Source organism: Lysinibacillus sp. FJAT-14222, assembly GCF_001278875.1.
Classification (GTDB): domain Bacteria; phylum Bacillota; class Bacilli; order Bacillales_A; family Planococcaceae; genus Lysinibacillus; species Lysinibacillus agricola.
Map to the genome: position 1 here is coordinate 65,216 of NZ_LIYL01000018.1, position 17,120 is coordinate 82,335.

The following is a 17,120-nucleotide window of genomic DNA, read 5'->3' on the forward strand; positions in this document are numbered from 1 at the left end:
ACTGTCTCGATAAATCGCTCATCCCTGCAAAGATAATTTTGTCCTAGCCTCTTTTCATAATTATGAAACCGAAGTTTCTTAATCAGAAAGCAAATAGCGAGTAAACATCCATATAAGATGATGTATATTTCAGTATCATTACACCTTCTATAAATAAGTATTGAATACCTCGATTTTGTTAATGATAAAAAAGAGGAGGTGTGGAAACAATGGCACAAGAAATTCTTTGTGAAGTCAATAACTGTACATTTTGGGATTCTGGAAACAAATGTACTGCAGAAAAAATTTATGTTGTAAGTCAAAAGGGACAGCAGGCATCTAATAGTGAAGAAACAGATTGCAAAACATTCAATCCTGAAACGCATTAAATTTTTTAAGGGTAACCAAATATATGGCTACCCTTTTCCCATGTCTTTATAAATAGACATCCACTTTTTCCTTGTTAAATAAGAGCGCATGAGCATGTTTTACTTTTTCCTCTACATAATCTAATGAATACTGTCCATAGGAATCTGTTAAATCGCCAATGGCACGAGACAAATTATCAATAACAGGAATTAATGTTTCTAAGTGGGCAAGTTCTTCACCTTTATTCATTTCATCAGTAATTTCATGAGCTAGATGTTGAATCTTTCTTAGTCTCATTTTTTCCGAATGCATATAATCCTCCTTATTGAACCAAATGATGATGTCTAACTATATGTCTAGCTACAAATTTTCATGAATGAATCCATTCCCATTTAAAAGTAGTTATTAGGATTGCTGAGGGCCTGAGCAATTCCCTTTATACCGACCTCAATTTTTTGGTCAGCTACATTCGAAACATTTAGTTTTAAAATTCGTTCTCGGTAAAATTCATTTAAATAATTTCGATCAATTGTATCTAAATAAATGTCCTGCTGTGTTAAATGCTGTATGAGCATATTTGTATTGACCTCCCTTGGCAATACGATATGACTATGCATGCAAATTTCTGTAGATGCTTGATATTTTGGCAAATAAGTTTTGATGGATTGCTGAAGTATATTGGCGCGTATTGTATAGGCTTCGCTCACTTTCTTTTGGTAGCGTTCAAACATACCACTTTTTAAATATAGCTCTAGCGCAGCTTGTGAAATCATGGAACTATCAATATCAGTAGTGTTTTTTTGTTTCTGAAAAATATCAATGAAGGCATTTGGTAAAATAGCAAGTCCAATACGTAAGCCTGGAAACATAATTTTAGAGAAGCTTTTTAAATATATAACATGCTCCTCAGTATCATCTGTAAATATTGGATCATTTTTTGTATTTTGATCGAAATCCGCTAAATAGTCATCTTCAACGATATAAACATTATATTTATAGGCAAGCTTTCGAATATCATCCTTCTCTTTTTTGCTAAAGGAAGTACCTAGAGGATTGTGCAGGCGTGGCATTGTATAAAAAAACTTAATATCATGCTTCTTAAAAATAATTTCTAACTCTTCTAAATCTATACCTTCTAATGTTCTTTTAATGCCCATTACTGGTATTTGATATGTTTTTAAATAATCCATGTATAGATGGTAGCTAGGCTGTTCTACTAAAATTGTTGTCCGATTATTAGGAAATGGCATAACACTTAACAAGAAGAGAGACTGCTGTACACCAGAAGTGATAAAGATATTATCTTCCTTTGTAAATATTTGATACGATTCTAACAATTTTTTTGCTTCTATAATTAGCGAAGGTAATCCTTTTGCTGTGCCATATCGAAATAAGTCTGCTTGATATGTCTCAATAGCTTTATTAATACAATGCTGAAAATCCTTGTAGGGGAATGCATGCCAACTAGGTGATGATGTCGCAAAATCAATACAGTTGTATTCTTGTGGCTTATCTGGAAGTTGATTGTCAACGACATAGTAACCACTTTTGGCTAGGGCATAGATAAGATGCTGATTTTCCAGTTTCCTTAAGGCGGTTAATATGGTGCTTTTACTACAAGAAAATTCTTGAGATAAATTACGAATAGAGGGAAGCTTTGCGCCAGACTGTAGGGCACCTGTTTGTATTTGGTTCAATAGCTTGGAATAGATTAATTCATATTTAAGCATATACATCCTCCTACACATCTGTATCGGTACAGATGTGTATTTTTTATATCGTGTGAGTCTTTACTTTTTATTACTATAGCTTTACCGGCCGGAATGAAAAGAAGGAGTACATTATATGACAGTAAAAAGAAAGGCGTATTTGGCAGCAATTATTTATGCTTTTGTCATTGGGCTATCATTTATGTTTGTTAAAGTTACATTGACAGTGGCAAGCCCTATTGATACACTTGCACATCGATTTACTATCGCACTTATTGGTATTGTCTTTTGTATAGTCATTACCCAGAATAAGTTGAAAATTAATAAACAAGATATAGCCAAAATTCTACCTTTGGCACTATTATATCCGATAGCATTTTTTACTTTTCAGGTGCTTGGACTCGCAAGAATTTCCTCGACAGAGGCTGGAATTATTCAAGCGACAATTCCTATTTTTACATTAGTGCTTGCAAGTCTACTTTTAAAGGAAAAAGCTACACGAGAACAACTTATTTTCATTAGTTTATCAGTATTTGGAGTTATCTATATGCTCTTTATGAACAATGGAAGTGCTAGCTCAGGAAATTTAATCGGTAGTGGATTTATATTACTGTCAGCTTGCGCGGCTTCGCTATATAACGTTTTAGCAAGAAAGCTTACAAAACAATATTCATTACTGACATTAACATATGTGATGACATTATGTGGGTTTGTAATTTTTAATGGAGTAGCAATTGGAAATCACTTAATAAATGGTACGCTTCTTCAATTTTTCAAACCATTTGTTCATGTGGATTTTGTTATAGCTATTTTATATTTAGGTATTCTATCCTCCCTCGTTACTTCCTACTTGTCAAATTATACTTTATCGATATTGGAAGCTTCCAAAATGAGTGTTTTTAGTAATTTTGCTACGCTTATTACAATACTATCGGGTGTGATCTTTTTACAGGAAACATTTCATTTCTATCATTTGATTGGTGGGCTAGTCATTATTATTGGCGTAATAGGAACCAATTATTTTGGGCATAGGAGGGGAGCACAATGAGTAAATATATCCTTTTACTATTAATAAGCTGTATTTGGGGTTCTCAATTTTTCTTCGTAGCGCTAGTAACGAATGATATTGGAGCAGTTACCCTATCCTTGCTAAAAGCAATCATTGGTGCTCTATGTTTATCCTTCATTAGCTTATTTTTTAAAAGAGAAAAAGGCTCGACCGATTTCAAATTGTATGTTGGCATTGCTTTTTTTGAAGTAGTGTTACCCTTTATCCTTATTGCCCAAGGACAAAAGTATGTTTCGAGCAGCATTGCATCTATGCTTATAGCGACAGTACCAATTATCACTTTAATTCTTTTCGTACTTTTCTTTAAAAAGAAAGTAAGTAAGTTTCAATTTTCCAGTATTTTTTTAGGATTTTTAGGAATGGTTATTCTATCATGGCCGACACAAGCAATGAGCGGCTCAGAAACAGTATTTGGAAATGCGCTCCTCTTATTGGCGGCAATTAGTTTTGCACTGTCATTAATTTTGATGGAAAAATTAGATAATCGTTCGTCAGTTATTCATATGCGAAATGTATTATGGATTGCTACAATCATATTGTTACCAGGAGCCTTTATCTTTGAACGACCATTACATTTGGATATAGATAGGCTACAAATGGCCTCGATTGTTATTTTAGGTATTTTCCACGCGGGGATTGTTTACATGCTATATAACCTATTAATTAAAAAAGAGGGAGCATTATTTGCTTCCTTTAGTAATTACATGGTTCCTGTAGTTGGTGTACTGATGGGGTATTTTATTTTAAACGAATCATTGGCATTGCAGCATATAATAGGAATATTTATTATTCTTTGTGCGCTTTTGTTATCAAATAAAAAGGCATTCAAAAGTGACTAGGCAAAAACCCCACCTCTTAGATGTTAGCTTCTAAGAGGTGGGGTTTCTATTTTTTAGGTACTGTAATAATAAACGTTGTTCCATTAGAAGGTTCGCTCTGTACAGAGATAGTGCCGTTATGAGCTTGAACGAGTTTATAAACAATCGCCATGCCGAGCCCAGTACCCTCAGAGGAGGCATCTGTTGTTGTTCCGCGATAATATTGCTGAAAAATATTTTCTAGCATGTGTGTGGACATCCCTACGCCGTTATCCACAATGTGGATTTCTACATGCTTATTACTATCAACAATCTGTGTATAAATATCTGTGTTAGGTGGATTGTGGATAATGGAATTCATAAGAATGTTTTGCAATATCCGTTGCATGAATTTCGTATCAAAGTCAATGTTGATTACAGAAGTTTCCGCTTTAAAATGCAATATATAGTCATTTGCCTGTGGATTATTGCTTATATTAGCAACAATTCTTTTTGTAAAATCCACAATATCCTGGTTGGTTTTATGCAACGGTAACTTTCCGTCTGTATTATTAAACTGAATGACGAGACTTAAATCTTGAATAAGTTCCTCCATATGCTTGCCTTTATCTGCGATTTCTTGAATAAAGGAACGAGCTTCCTCCTTAGACCAATCGTATTGATCGTTTAATAATAGAGTGGAGTAGCCTGTAATATACGTTAATGGCGTTTTTAAATCATGTGATATACCGGCAATCCATTCTTGTTTTGCTTGTTCAACCTTTTCACGTTCTGTTTCAGCAGCTTTTAATTTTCCTGATAAGGATTGTAGGTGTTGAAGTACTTCTTGATATAACATGTAACGCATACGGAGCTTCCCTTTACGGGTGTAGATTTTAGTTAGTCCAACAGGTTGTGTATAGTTTTCCTGTGATAGCTGATGGATCCAAGACATTATAAAACCAAGAGGACCCCCGAAATACCAACCAAATACAGCGATGCAAACAATAGTACTAAACCCGAAAATCCATGCGACTAGTAGACTCTGATAAGCTTCACTAACAGATTTTTTAAAGAGTGGGAGAATACCTTCGAGTCCGATAACAATACAAATACCACTCAAAAGCATCCACAGAATAATCCCCAGTGCAAGATGTAACGTAAATCGAGTTTTTATTCGCATAATGAATCCTCTTTTGGTGGAATGAATTTATACCCAATGCCCCTTAAATTCACAATTATTTTAGGTTTACGCGTATCATCCCCAAGCTTTTTCCTTAGCTTTGAAATATGAATCGTGACGGTTTTCTCCTCGCCATATACATCATTTCCCCACACGAATTCATAGAGCTGTGAAGTTGTGAAAATGCGATTAGGATTTTTACAAAAGAAATGTAGTAGCTCTAGCTCCTTAGCTGTACATTCGACAAGTTGATCGTTAACGATTAATGTTGCAGATTCAGGGTTAAGAGCAAAATAACCAAAGTCGAATTTTGTGCTCTGTTGTTGCTGAGAACTCTCATACATTTTTTGACGTCGAAGGATGACCTTTATTCGAGCGATGACCTCTAAAGGATTAAAAGGCTTTGTAATATAATCATCTCCACCAATACCCAATCCTGTTAGTTTATCAAAATCTGTAGAGCGAGCACTGACAAAAATAATAGGTGTATTTGTCTGCTTACGTATTTCTGTACAAAGTTCAAAGCCACTTATATCTGGTAGCATGATATCGAGCAAAATAATATCGTACTGATTTTCTTTTACAAGCTGTAGTGTACCTTTGCCTGTCGATGCAGTATCAATATTGATAAAGTTTTCTTTCCTCAACGTAATTTCTAATAACTTTAAGATGCCAATTTCATCATCTACGATTAGGATTTTTTCTGCAGCTTCCAATTTTATCCCTCATTTCAATCTCATCATAACAGCTTCTGATCCTTATATCCTTACTCTCTTGAAAAAAATTACTGTCATTTTCCATCGAGTTTACTTTGATTTTACTTTCACTTATTAAGCTTAATGTAACAAATTCAAATTGGTAAGGAGCACATAACTTGGAAACCGTTATTCAAATACATCAATTAAGTAAGAGCTTTAAAGGAATCGAGACCGTCTCGGATGTCAATATGAACGTTAAGAAAGGGGAGATTTATGGGTTTTTAGGTCCGAATGGGGCTGGAAAAACGACGATTATGAAAATGATTTTAAATTTAGTAAAACCAACCTCAGGTGAGATTAAAATATTTAATCAATCCATTTCGACTACTTCCTATCAATACTTGAGTAAAATAGGTAGCATTATTGAGTATCCAGAGTTTTATGGAAGATTGACAGCAAAGGAAAATTTAGAGCTTCACTGCGAGTATATTGGTGTTTATGAAAAAGGAGCTGTAAAAGAGGCACTAGATATTGTGGGGTTAAATGGAGTGGAAAATAAAAAAATCCATGAGTTTTCGCTAGGGATGAAGCAAAGGTTAGGCATCGCACGGGCAATTGTCACGAAACCAGAGATTCTGATTCTTGATGAGCCGATTAATGGTCTTGATCCTATAGGCATTAAAGATATACGCGAGCTTTTAATGCTTTTAAAAGAAGAGCATGGAATCACTATTTTAATATCAAGTCATATCGTGGCAGAAATTGAATCAATAGCAGATACAATTGGCATCCTCCATCATGGAAAATTATTAAAGGAAGTAAGAATGGAGGATATTCGAAAAGAAAACATGGAGTACTTGGAGATTAAAATAGATGATTTGAAAAAAACAGCACATGTGCTAGAGAACAAATTAGGTATTCGAAAATATGAAATTGTGAATCAGCATTGTATTCGAATTTTTGAACATGACATTTCTCAATCTCAAATTAATAAAGAACTTATTTTAAATGACATTGTTGTCAATGGAATTGAAAAACAGCAACAACATTTAGAAGAGTATTTCTTAAATCTTATTAATGGGGGTAATCAAATTGCTTAAACTATTAAGACTTGAATGGAAAAAGAATCGAATAGCTAGCTATTTTAAAAGCTTAATTATTTGTATTGTTGGGATTTTTGCGGCAGTTGCACTTATGGCCGTGGGTTCCGGAGATGAAAAGATGTTTCAGGATTATACAGATTTTATGTCTTTAACAAATATTTTAATTCGCATTGTGTTTATCATTTTTGCGAGTGTGATTTTATCTCGTTTAGTCATTGACGAATATAAAAATAAGACAGTCCAATTATTATTTACGTATCCATTAAAAAGGAAAAAAATTATTCTTGCTAAGCTGTCTCTAGTTTTTGGATTTTGTTTCTTTAGCATTATGATTGCAACCATTATGATCAATATCGCTGTTTATTTCTTAAATCCAATGATGAACTTGTTTGAAACGTCTGTTGAAATACAGGAAATGGTAGCTACAATACCGTCTACTTTTATCCATGCATTTATGATTGCTGGGGTAAGCTTAATTCCTCTATACTTTGGTATGCGCAAAAAATCAACAGCTTCGACAATTACATCAGCTGTTTTAATTGGATTTGTTATTAATACAACGGTTTCAAATGGGGGTACATCTGCCAGTTTATTTCAATTTATCGGTGTCCCTATAATTATGTGTCTATTAGGGCTTATTATTGGCTATCTGTCTTATTATAAAGTCGACAAAGTAGATTTAATTTAACTACTTTCAGCAAATGTTCTGGTAGCGAAAGCGAAGCGTCAGAGTCTCCCCCTCTATAGGCGGTGAGGTGAATTGAATTTAAATTATTTTTCAGCGGATCTCCAAATATTCGCTGAATTATACTGGGACATGATTGATACGAGAAATGAGGATGTAAAGTGAAAAAAGCAATCATTGCTTTTCTATTTGTTATTGCAATAGGTGGAATTGTATTCACTCTTAAAATAAATGGAGAAAAGGGTATTAATGAACAACAGTCCTTTGATGCTCAGAAAATTGAAGAACTAGAAATAAACATTGAATCTTGGGATATAACATTAGAGAGTACAGAATCTGAAAAATTAACAATTGAAATTGAAGGTAAGCCACAAAACAATCCTGTTGAAGTTAAGAAAGATGGAAATAAAATTAAAGTACATCAACAAGGCACTGAAGAAGGAGTTATGAAAAACTTTAGCTTTGGAAAAAAAGATACTATTCACATTTCTATCCCTAAAAATGCAGTGAATAAGATTGCATTAAAAAACGGCTATGGTGATATCAAAATTAACAACATTGAAACAGATGAACTGTCTATTTCAACGGATTCTGGGGCTAAAATCATTAAAGGACTATCGGCTAATAAAGGTATAATCACATCAAAAGATGATGAGTTGAGTATCGCAGACAGTTCTTTAAATGAATTAACAATAGGTGCTACAAAAGGCGATAGCTATATAACTGGAATAAACAGTTCAAAAACGAAAATTACTTCGACTAGCGGTGAAGTTTTTATAAAAGGAAGCATCGAAGGAAAAGCATTGTTTGTAGAGACTGCTTCGGGAGATATTACAGTAGCATACAAAGAGGCACCAAAATCATTAGAGCTTATAGCGAACAGTGAATCATCCGACATAAGCGTTAATCTAGAAGGATATCAGAAAGAAAAACATACGGATCAATTAAAGAACGGTAAGATTGGTGATGCGGCAAACAAATTGGAATTAATTAGCAAAAGAGGTGTGATAACTGTAAAATAAAAACTTACAATCTGTGAGGTTAATGAATAATGTTAAGACGAGAACTTGTTTCGAAATTAGCGGATAATATTAACAGGTATCGTGTTGCATCAAGTCTATATTTAAAAGAACATGAACCACAACAAAATGCAGACATTGTAGTTAATAATAATGATATCAGTTCTCCATATTTATCATTTTTAAAACCTCTGATGAAGTAATATGTCTAGAAAAAATACACTTGAATTTAACTACAGATAATCTCTACAAGCTTCAATAACTTTAAGAGCCTTCATGGTATGAGGCAGAAGGCTCGTTTAATATTGAAACTTCACTCGAACAGTCGCATTTACGGTCATTTGCCCCTGTTCAATAGGTGTAGAAATGGTGGAATCGGCCATCGCCATTGATTTATACAGGGCAGGTCCACTTTCATGTTCCTCAATGATTTCGATTGGCTGAGGCTGGATGGACAAATGCATCGTCTCCGCAATTGTTTTAGCTTTCATTTGGGCATTATGAAGAGCTAAACTAAGTGCCTGTTGGTAATATGCATCCGCATTTTCAATGTTAAATTGGATGGAGGAAATGCGATTTGCACCGTTTTGAACAGTTGTATCAATAACAGCACCAACCTGATTTGTATCAGCTACTTTAACTGTAATGGTATTTGTCACTTCATAGCCATTAAAAATTTGTTTACCGTTCTGAAATTCATAAAGAGGTGAAATATTGTAGCCTGACGTTTGAATATGTTCTTTTGGGATATGAAGAGCTAAAATGGATTGAATGACACGATTCATAATCATCGCATTTTCCTGCTGTGCATCTTGTACATTTTTCCCTTGTGTTCTTACCTCTATTTGAAGCTGGACATAGCTTGCTTTAGCTATTACTTTCCCATTTCCGGTTACAACTATGACACGCGGTACATGAGAAGTTTGCTGACTGACATTTGTATAATACATAGAATACCACCTTTCGAAAGGCTCATACTATGCTTGTGATAAGATGAAAATGTTCAATATCATGAAATAACAATCAAATGAAAAAGCGTCTAGTTCAATGCCTTGACGCTTTATTTATGCAAAAAAATAGTTGTTAGATCATTTTTAATAATGCCTCTACACCAGACATTCCTTCAGTAATACCTAGCAGCTGCGCTTCATAAGTAACAGATTCTAATGGAGCCGTCAAAAGCTCATCAATAGTTTTCACGCCGACTGCTCGCCCAGCAATAATTTTCCGGTCTGCTAAGCGATCATTTAATAAACCAACATCTAAAGCCCCACACATGATATAGCCCGTATCATTTGAAACGGTCAGTAGCGTTGTTTTTGGTAATTGGACAATTACAGCAGTGAAAAAATGCCCTTGAATCATAATAGGCTCAATTGTCACCATCAAAATCACTCCTTTTCTCTCTATACATATGGCGATAGATAAAAAGGTGTTCGACTTTTCCAATAAAAATTATTGTAAAGTTAAAATTGATACATACGTAAAAAGCTAAAAGAATCAACTCGTTTATGAGCTGATTCTTCTTTTTAATTATTTTGTATAAGAAAGCATAGCAGTTTGCTTGAAATTCTTTAATGCAACCGTTGCCTCGTTTTTCGTTTTGTACTCGAACATACGATAAGTATTTTGTTCAAAAACTGTAATAATCCACATAATGAAATCCCCTTTGTTGTTTTGTACTATAACAATTGCGATAAAATTCATTTTTCTTCTAGTTGTTATATATCAGTTATTGCTTTTATTTTACATCAATCGATGAAAAAATAAAGTACTATGTGAGTGATTTCACATTTTGTTCAAAATTTAACAGGCAATTTGTTTGAAAATATATACATAAAAGCAAAATCAATTAATGTGGTGATAAAACACATTAAAAGGTTTTTTGAAATAATTAAGAGGAGAAAACAGCCAATCCTTCACAAGTATAATTCATTGTAATTCGTAAATAGTAAGTTGACGGAGTTATGTGAATTTGAACTTGGGAGGTGATGCTATGACACGTAAATATGTATTGGTTTTATTCCTTTGTTTTTTAATCATATCGGTATTTTTTACAGAGCTGCCAACCTATGCAGATAAAGGTCGACCTTATTATGAGGAGACAGGGGAAGTTGTGTGGGACATTAACACAGAAGATAAAATAATTGCTCTAACCTTTGACGACGGCCCTCATCCCAGATATACGGCAGCTATTTTAGATTTATTGGCAAAGTATGATGCAAAGGCTACCTTTTTTATTATTGGAAAAAATGCAGAAAAGTATCCAGACCTTGTTTTACGATCTTATTCTGAAGGGCATGAGCTGGCCAATCATACGTATTCACATCCGTTTAAAGCTTCCATTGCTGAATTGCAGGCACAATTGCATAAGACAAAGGAAATAATTTATGGCATTACTGGATTTTCTCCAGTTTTGTTCCGTCCTGTAGGTGGTAACTATAATGATCAAATGATCAATTCCGCTGTTAAGGATGGATACAAAGTAGTTATGTGGTCTTGGCATCAGGATACTCAAGATTGGAAACAGCCGGGTGTAAACAAAATTGTACAAAAGGTGCTGAAGGGATCAAAGCCTGGAGATGTTATTCTGTTCCATGATGGAGGCGGCAATCGCACGCAGACCATTAAGGCACTGGAAGAAATATTACCAGAACTTAAAAAACAAGGCTATACATTTGTCACAATATCCGAGTTGATTAAAAGCAAACAGCAACAAGAGCAAGTGCAATAAGGGAAAATAAGCCATCTCAGCAATGGATTGAAATGGCTTATTTTTTTTCCCATGACAGTAGATCTGTCGTAGCGCAGCGGATGTTTTATTATTACCAAAAGAATAGTGGTGCTAGTGCAATTCCGGCAACTGCTCCAAGTGCGATTCCGACGCCAAAACCGGATCCTCCCCAACCCCAATAACCTAATCCATAACCGCCAAATCGTCTATCAGGTAGAATCCATACCTGTCTTCTATCCACCCTAGTTATTTCTCCATAATGTACTCTGCCGCATGTTTCCATAATTCTTACACGTTTACCATGATAATTACAGCAAAGATTATAAGTATCAGCTGGATTCACAAAATATCCCTCCTTTCGACTTCCTTACAAGCTAATATATGCGGTTTTATATATTATCACTAGCCGATTGTCTACTTTAGACATAAGCTATAGTAAGGGGGGAAATGTATGTCAGTGATGCCAACAGATGAGTGGCTCAATGAATTAATGGCTAATCATAAGCATACTCACAGAAAAGATCTTGAAGACTTACAACGCTTTATTCTTTGCAGTCATTTAGTAGAGATTTTTGATGGTGGATATCCAGACGAAATACTATTTGAACTACAGCAACAGGGGCTATTTAAGTCACATGAAAAAATAGATATTAAGAGGTTAAAAGAAAAAAATGTTTGGGAAATAGTACAAAAGGAATTTATTTATTTAGAGGAGAGATGGAGCGGTCCAAATATTCCAATCTATATCTTCCCGATAACGCAGGAGCAGACAATAACCAATAAAAACGGTGTTGCCTATCCAAATGCTATGTTTTTATATATAGGAGAGCTTAAAAAGCAGGAACTTAAAGCGTTATTTGCACATGAGTACAATCATGTTTGTCGTCTGCAATATTTAAATAAATCTCTAAACGAAGTGACCCTGTTAGATTCTTTAATTTTAGAAGGTTTAGCAGAATGTGCAGTAGAGGAAATTTACGGAGATAAATGGTTGGCGCCATGGTTGAGGCATTACTCATTGGATAAGATGCTAGAAATATGGAAGGAGCATTTTTTGCCTCAAATCAATATTCAAGGATTAACCAATCATGTTGAATTTTTATATGGTGGAAAGCTTCCTCAATGGATAGGGTATTGCATTGGTTATGAAATAGTAAGGACCTATATAAAAAATCATTCATCCAATAAACTTCATGAAAAAAGCTCGAAGGAAATACTTGCTGGCTCTGATTTTCCACTATAAGGCGATACCTATATAAAAATAACCAGTTGCCGATTCACTACTCGACAACTGGTACTATATTTTCATTTATATGGTTCATCACCATAACGTGGGGTTGATTTCCGTTCCGACTGGGCGCTTTGTTGCTGACGCTACGCTTTCGCACAGATAAAACAATTGTAGCTGCCGCTTTGCTTTCGCTACAAAAAACATTTGTTGCTGACGCTACGCTTTCGCACAGATAAAACAATTGTAGCTGCCGCTTTGCTTTCGCTACAGAAAACATTTGTTGTTGTTGCTGACGCTACGCTTTCGCACAGAGCAAAGCTTCCTGGGGGCGTCCGATGAGCCGCTTGGGCCAACACGACGTTGGTCACGAAGGCGTTATCACAGGACGTGATGCTCTTAGCCTTCGTTCCTCTATTGCTAATCCCCAAGGAGTCGCCCAGCCTCCACTCCAATCAACTTATACACATGGCATTCGTTTTAACCAATATCATCTCCAACATTCGGTGATGAGTTAGATAGCAATAATCCCTAATGCTACAGCAATGAATAATAAAGTGATGCTTAATCCCCACATCCAAAAGAAAGAGTATCTTAAGTGTTTCCCCATTTCTAAGCCTGATAAGCCTAAAGCTAACCAAACAGCAGGGGCAAGTGGTGATACAAATGTACCTACAATATTACCAATAATCATCGCATAACCAGTTGAAAGAGAGTCAATATCGAAAGATAAGCCAATCTGTTCAACTACAGGGAATAAAGCGAAGTAATATGCATCCGTACTTAGTAACAAATCAAATGGTACTCCCAATACCCCGATAATGATATGTAAATAAGATAATAGGAATGATGGCAAAATATTTACAGCATTGTTGGCAATAGCAGTTAACATTCCTGTACCATTGAGTATACCTAAAAATAATCCAGCAGCAATTATTATGGATGCCATCGTTAAGGCATTCGGAGCATGTGCTTGTACACGTGCCATTTGATCTTTAGGAGTACGATAGTTGATTGGCAAGGCGATGGCCACTCCAATTAAAAAGGCTAATCCTGCTGGTAAAATACCTGCAACTAAAATTCCGATAACCAAAACAGTAATAATTGCATTAATCCACAATAATTTTGGTCGTTGTAAGCTTGTGTCTACTTCTGATGAAACGACACCTTGTGTAATAGCATGATCATCATTTGTGAAGTCAAGGGTACCGTATTGTTTCAGAATACGCTTCTTTTCTCTAAAACCAAGGAACACTGCTAAAGCTAACATTAAAACGACACCAATGATTTGAATAGTGATTAAAGGATACCAAAGTTCAGTTACATCGACCTCTAAAACTGAAGCCACACGACCTAATGGACCTCCCCAAGGCACCATATTAACAACTGCGGCTGATCCCGCAATTAATAAAAGCAACAGATATGGATTCATACGTAACCGTAAATATAAAGGCAATAAAGCTGGAATTGTAATTAAAAATGTTGAAGCTCCAGAACCATCTAGTTGCGCTACTACAGCAATAAGGACTGTTATAACTGCTACGACAATAATATTCCCCTTTGAAAGCGTAATCATTTTATTGATCAATGGTTCGAATAATCCTACATCCTGCATAATGCCAAAGAAAATAATAGCAAAGATAAACATAACAGCTACGTTCATCACAGAGCTTAATCCAGAACTAAAGAATTCCCCTACTTCATCGAAATTAAAACCAGCTATTAATGCTGCTACGATAGGTGGTATAACCATTGCTACAAGTGGTGATACACGACCACTAATAAGTAGGGCAACAATAATAATAATTGTGAAAAATCCGATTATACTTAGACTCAAAAATATTTCCTCCCTTTGTGACAAATCATTCAGATTATTTAAAAAATACCATAGTGCTAAAGGGAGGAAAATAATATAGTCATATGTTAAATAAAGAACATACTATTAGTTTTGTTCATAAGTTCCATGATATACATATTTCCGTTCAGGTCTTCCAACGGTGCCGTAAATTAATTTCGTCTGTAAAAACTGCTCACCAACTAAGTATTCTAAATAACGGCGAGCTGTTGAACGACTAGAACCGATGAGTTCGCTTAATTGTGAGGCTGTAAGCTCCTGGGTTTTGAGATCTTCAAAAATGCTTTTAACAATTTGTAATGTATGCAAATCAATCCCTTTTACAAACGTATCCTCATATACTAATTTATTGTTTGATTCACTATAAAATATGGAATCAAGGTCATTTTGAGTGACGTTTGTGCTGTTGTTAAATAAACGAAATTCCTGCAAATATTTCTGAAATGCTCGTTGAAGTCGTTGTTGTTCAAAGGGTTTAATTAAGTAATCTAAAATCCCTAAATCCAATACATCCCTTATTAAACTTATTTCAGTTGCTGCTGAGATTACGATAATTTTAATAGAAGGATAGAGGTGACGTATATGGCTTGCTAATGAGCTACCTTCAACATCTGGAATATACAAATCTGTTAATATAATTTCTGGTAAGCTAGAAGTCATCTTCAACTTTTCAATCGTTTCTTTTCCTGAACGTAAATTTTCAGTGACGATAAATCCATCAATATCATGAACATAATCTGCATGAATTTTTGCTACTCTAAAGTCATCTTCAATAATCCATACACTTTTTAATGTTGTCATTCTCAATGTCTCCTTTAGGAACTATAATTAAAAAACATGCTCCTGGTAAATCACCTGAATCTAATAAAATTTCCCCATTTATTTCCTGAAGGGCTTTCTTGCTTATAGCCAGTCCATGTCCGCGATCTAAACCTTCTTTAGTAGAAACACCCTTTGTAAAAATTTTATCGTAAATATTGTTATCAATGCCTGGCCCATTGTCTTGAATCTCAAATAAATAATGATTTTTGTAATTGTTAATCGATAGCTGAATCACTTTATCTGAGGATTCCCAGCTTTTTAAAGTCTCAATAGCGTTTTGAAGTACATTACCAAGTGCTGTTAGGATAGCATCCTCTTGCTGTTTAGATAATTCAATAGATGAAGAAATTTCGTTTAACTCAAGTTTGATGCCCAGTTCAGCAGCTTCTGCAATTTTCCCCTGAATTAATGCAAGTAGAAGAGGGGTTGTTAAATTACTATTTAAAAAAGCTTGATTTTTAAGTTGTATGTTTCGTTCTTCCTTAATAAACTCAATTGCTTCGTTGTAATGTTTATGAACAAGCAAGCCTAAAATGATATGAAGTTTATTCGCAAACTCATGAGTATACGCCCGTTGAACATTTGCATACTGCTTCATCTGCTTTAATTCATCAATAATTTTTTGAATATCTACTTTCTTTCTAAAGGTATATAATGAACCAATTTTCCTTTTCTTTTCAACTAAAGGTGCTTTATTTAAAATTATAATATGCTCATCGAGTGGTAGTTCTAAATTATGAATGTTTTCCTCTGTAACAATCTTAGGCGTAAAAATATGTTCAATTTTTGTACCCATCCATTCTGATAGAGGTTTATTGTGAGTAGAATCTAGCATTTCATAAGCACTTTTGTTAATGGTAGTAATTTGATTAAAGTGATTGACAGCCAGTATTCCTTCTTCTGTTGTTTCTAAAATGACCTTGTTTTGTTGATATAATTTAGCAATTTGAATGGGTTCCATATTAAACAATAATCTTTTTATATAGATGGAAATAACTATTGCCCCTAATACTCCTATTAAAAGAATAATTATCGAGTATTTTATCCAATTGTGAATATAACTTTCGATGGTAGTGTCGATATTTTCTGTTAAAAAACCGACTGATACAACACCAATAATTTTATTGTCTAATATGATGGGAGCTTTACCTCGAATAGATTCGCCTAATGACCCCATAGTTTTAGAAATATAAGCTTGTCTATCTAGCAATGCGGCATCGTTATCTCCACCAACCATTTTTTCTCCGATTTTATCTTTTAAAGGATGTGAATAACGAATGCCTTCAGAATTTCCAACGACAATATATGTTGCGTCAATTTCTTTTCTTAAAGGTTCAACGATTGGTTGGATGATTTCACTTGGATTTTCTTTATCGAATGCCGTAATGATCTCTTCCATAGATGCGAGGGTTTTTGCAATATTTAATGCCTCCATTCCCATCTGTTTTTCTGTCGTATCTCGAATATGTTCTTGTAAAAGATACATAAACATTCCACATATTAAAAGGATCAGGATACTTATTAAAAAAATCATTCTAGCTGTAAGAGATTGGAACCAACTTTTCATATTTCACCTCTATGTAGTTTGATACTCGTAATCAATTTTTCTATTGTGGTGACAGACTGCTAACTTTGCGAAAAATAAAAATATCTCGAAAATAGCGCATTTGTCTGATGATTAGTCTATCATAAATATTCAACAAATAGAGAAGGGCCTTCAAGCTTGATCTATTTTTAGGATAGCGGGAACCATCACCGAAAGATGTAGATGACATTTGTTAAAACGTATGCCGTGTATATAAGTTGGTTAAGTGGATAGTAGTCGAGGGCTCATTGGGCGCCACCAGGAAAGCACGCAGTCGGAACGGAA

Annotated in this window: 20 protein-coding genes; 8 read left to right on the top strand and 12 right to left on the bottom strand. The window is 34.7% G+C overall.

Annotated features, from left to right (window positions below; genetic code table 11):
* Positions 1 to 209 precede the first annotated feature (209 nt).
* Complete coding sequence (locus AN161_RS27460; RefSeq protein WP_075807207.1) at positions 210 to 368, top strand: DUF1540 domain-containing protein; 159 nt, start codon at positions 210 to 212, stop codon at positions 366 to 368.
* Positions 369 to 414: 46 nt separating this feature from the next.
* Here AN161_RS27460 and AN161_RS08090 read toward each other — a convergent pair whose 3' ends face one another.
* Positions 415 to 660, bottom strand: coding sequence for a hypothetical protein (locus AN161_RS08090; protein ID WP_053593850.1), 246 nt, complete (start codon positions 658 to 660; stop codon positions 415 to 417).
* An 80-nt stretch (positions 661 to 740) separates the two neighbouring features.
* Entirely contained in the window at positions 741 to 2,078 is a 1,338-nt protein-coding gene (locus tag AN161_RS08095) for a PLP-dependent aminotransferase family protein (RefSeq protein ID WP_053593851.1), read from the bottom strand.
* 115 nt (positions 2,079 to 2,193) lie between these two features.
* Here AN161_RS08095 and AN161_RS08100 point away from each other — a divergent pair, with 115 nt between their 5' ends.
* Complete coding sequence (locus tag AN161_RS08100) at positions 2,194 to 3,105, top strand: DMT family transporter (RefSeq protein WP_053593852.1); 912 nt, start codon at positions 2,194 to 2,196, stop codon at positions 3,103 to 3,105.
* Positions 3,102 to 3,965 (top strand): EamA family transporter, encoded by an 864-nt coding sequence (locus AN161_RS08105; protein WP_053593853.1) that lies wholly within the window; start codon positions 3,102 to 3,104, stop codon positions 3,963 to 3,965. The genes AN161_RS08100 and AN161_RS08105 overlap by 4 nt, the downstream gene beginning before the upstream one ends.
* 46 nt (positions 3,966 to 4,011) lie before the next feature.
* Here the strand turns inward: AN161_RS08105 and AN161_RS08110 are convergent, their stop codons facing one another.
* Together AN161_RS08110 and AN161_RS08115 are read right to left on the bottom strand one after the other, a co-directional pair.
* Positions 4,012 to 5,106, bottom strand: a complete 1,095-nt coding sequence (locus AN161_RS08110; protein ID WP_053593854.1) for a HAMP domain-containing sensor histidine kinase — start codon at positions 5,104 to 5,106, stop codon at positions 4,012 to 4,014.
* Positions 5,097 to 5,822 carry a response regulator transcription factor gene (locus AN161_RS08115; protein WP_053593855.1) on the bottom strand — a complete coding sequence of 242 codons (726 nt, stop codon included), beginning with the start codon at positions 5,820 to 5,822 and terminating at the stop codon, positions 5,097 to 5,099. Before AN161_RS08115 ends, AN161_RS08110 begins: the two co-directional genes overlap by 10 nt.
* 158 nt (positions 5,823 to 5,980) lie before the next feature.
* On the opposite strand from AN161_RS08115, the gene AN161_RS08120 reads away from it, so the two are divergent.
* The 3 genes from AN161_RS08120 (at position 5,981) to AN161_RS08130 (ending at position 8,614) form a co-directional block, all read left to right on the top strand.
* Positions 5,981 to 6,904, top strand: a complete 924-nt coding sequence (locus tag AN161_RS08120; RefSeq protein WP_053593856.1) for an ABC transporter ATP-binding protein — start codon at positions 5,981 to 5,983, stop codon at positions 6,902 to 6,904.
* On the top strand, positions 6,897 to 7,595 hold the full coding sequence (locus AN161_RS08125; protein ID WP_053593857.1) for an ABC transporter permease: 699 nt from the start codon (positions 6,897 to 6,899) through the stop codon (positions 7,593 to 7,595). Before AN161_RS08120 ends, AN161_RS08125 begins: the two co-directional genes overlap by 8 nt.
* Positions 7,596 to 7,753: 158 nt before the next feature.
* Entirely contained in the window at positions 7,754 to 8,614 is an 861-nt protein-coding gene (locus tag AN161_RS08130) for a DUF4097 family beta strand repeat-containing protein (protein ID WP_053593858.1), read from the top strand.
* 296 nt (positions 8,615 to 8,910) lie between these two features.
* On the opposite strand, the gene AN161_RS08135 is transcribed toward AN161_RS08130, so the two are convergent.
* From AN161_RS08135 to AN161_RS30970, 3 genes are all read right to left on the bottom strand, one after another.
* Entirely contained in the window at positions 8,911 to 9,561 is a 651-nt protein-coding gene (locus AN161_RS08135) for an SIMPL domain-containing protein (protein ID WP_053593859.1), read from the bottom strand.
* A 133-nt stretch (positions 9,562 to 9,694) separates the two neighbouring features.
* Entirely contained in the window at positions 9,695 to 9,997 is a 303-nt protein-coding gene (locus tag AN161_RS08140; protein WP_053593860.1) for a DUF1805 domain-containing protein, read from the bottom strand.
* Positions 9,998 to 10,144: 147 nt separating this feature from the next.
* Positions 10,145 to 10,267, bottom strand: coding sequence for a hypothetical protein (locus AN161_RS30970; RefSeq protein WP_256469487.1), 123 nt, complete (start codon positions 10,265 to 10,267; stop codon positions 10,145 to 10,147).
* 340 nt (positions 10,268 to 10,607) lie between these two features.
* On the opposite strand from AN161_RS30970, the gene AN161_RS08145 reads away from it, so the two are divergent.
* On the top strand, positions 10,608 to 11,345 hold the full coding sequence (locus AN161_RS08145; RefSeq protein WP_053593861.1) for a polysaccharide deacetylase family protein: 738 nt from the start codon (positions 10,608 to 10,610) through the stop codon (positions 11,343 to 11,345).
* A 91-nt stretch (positions 11,346 to 11,436) separates the two neighbouring features.
* Here AN161_RS08145 and AN161_RS08150 read toward each other — a convergent pair whose 3' ends face one another.
* Complete coding sequence (locus AN161_RS08150; RefSeq protein ID WP_053593862.1) at positions 11,437 to 11,688, bottom strand: hypothetical protein; 252 nt, start codon at positions 11,686 to 11,688, stop codon at positions 11,437 to 11,439.
* A gap of 108 nt (positions 11,689 to 11,796) precedes the next feature.
* Between AN161_RS08150 and AN161_RS08155 the strand changes: the two genes are divergently transcribed.
* Positions 11,797 to 12,588, top strand: coding sequence for a DUF2268 domain-containing putative Zn-dependent protease (locus AN161_RS08155; protein ID WP_053593863.1), 792 nt, complete (start codon positions 11,797 to 11,799; stop codon positions 12,586 to 12,588).
* Positions 12,589 to 12,767: 179 nt separating this feature from the next.
* On the opposite strand, the gene AN161_RS28680 is transcribed toward AN161_RS08155, so the two are convergent.
* From AN161_RS28680 to AN161_RS08175, 4 genes are all read right to left on the bottom strand, one after another.
* On the bottom strand, positions 12,768 to 13,004 hold the full coding sequence (locus AN161_RS28680; RefSeq protein ID WP_143114671.1) for a hypothetical protein: 237 nt from the start codon (positions 13,002 to 13,004) through the stop codon (positions 12,768 to 12,770).
* 83 nt (positions 13,005 to 13,087) lie between these two features.
* Complete coding sequence (locus AN161_RS08165; protein ID WP_053593865.1) at positions 13,088 to 14,410, bottom strand: citrate:proton symporter; 1,323 nt, start codon at positions 14,408 to 14,410, stop codon at positions 13,088 to 13,090.
* A gap of 105 nt (positions 14,411 to 14,515) precedes the next feature.
* Positions 14,516 to 15,229: a response regulator gene (locus AN161_RS08170; protein WP_053593866.1), complete on the bottom strand. Its 714-nt coding sequence runs from the start codon at positions 15,227 to 15,229 to the stop codon at positions 14,516 to 14,518.
* Positions 15,198 to 16,817, bottom strand: a complete 1,620-nt coding sequence (locus AN161_RS08175; protein WP_075807208.1) for a sensor histidine kinase — start codon at positions 16,815 to 16,817, stop codon at positions 15,198 to 15,200. The genes AN161_RS08170 and AN161_RS08175 overlap by 32 nt, the downstream gene beginning before the upstream one ends.
* Between the last annotated feature and the right edge of the window lie 303 nt (positions 16,818 to 17,120).